This window comes from Seonamhaeicola marinus (genome assembly GCF_008085455.1).
Genome location: NZ_VSDQ01000591.1, coordinates 1 through 628, shown reverse-complemented (window position 1 = coordinate 628; position 628 = coordinate 1). Strand labels below are relative to the sequence as shown.

The following is a 628-nucleotide window of genomic DNA, read 5'->3' as shown; positions in this document are numbered from 1 at the left end:
AAAAAATAATGATACCATTGTTACAAATACAAGACATTATGATTCTTTACTGAAGGCTTTAGAAGAGGTACAAAAGGTAAAATATGGCCTTGAAACAGGCTTATCTGGCGATTTGCTAGCTATAGACATCCGTCAGGCTTTATATTACTTTGGTGAAATTACTGGAGAAATATCTAATGATGATTTGTTAGGAAATATTTTTGCTAATTTTTGTATCGGGAAGTAACTTACTTTCTTTTATTTGTTAATCCCTTGTTATTGTTGATTTTATAGTGTTTTATCTTCTTTTATTTGTTGCTTATTTACTCTTTTTTGATTAAATTTGTTGTATATCTGTTGCCTTAAATATGGATTTGTTGCCCAAATCTGTTGGCAAAATAAAGGCGAAATGATGCACCATAACGCACCACGTTGCACCATTACGCTACATAAAGCACCATTTATGAGCAGTAATTTATTCATTCCTAAAACTTGTAAGCATTGCGGTAATGCCTTCACAGCACGTACAACAGTTACTAAATACTGTGGCGATACTTGTGCAAAAAGAGCCTATAAGGCACGCAAACGTCAAGAAAAAATCCAAGCTACTCTTACTAAAGATATGCAACAGCAAAAACAAGTTGTTGAA

The 628-nt window shown here is 33.0% G+C and carries 2 pseudogenes; both read left to right on the top strand.

Going from position 1 to position 628, the window contains the following annotated elements:
* Positions 1 to 226, top strand: a pseudogene (locus FUA24_RS10680) (tRNA uridine-5-carboxymethylaminomethyl(34) synthesis GTPase MnmE); the annotation flags it as partial.
* Positions 227 to 388: 162 nt separating this feature from the next.
* Positions 389 to 628: pseudogene (locus FUA24_RS10675) on the top strand (hypothetical protein); the annotation flags it as partial.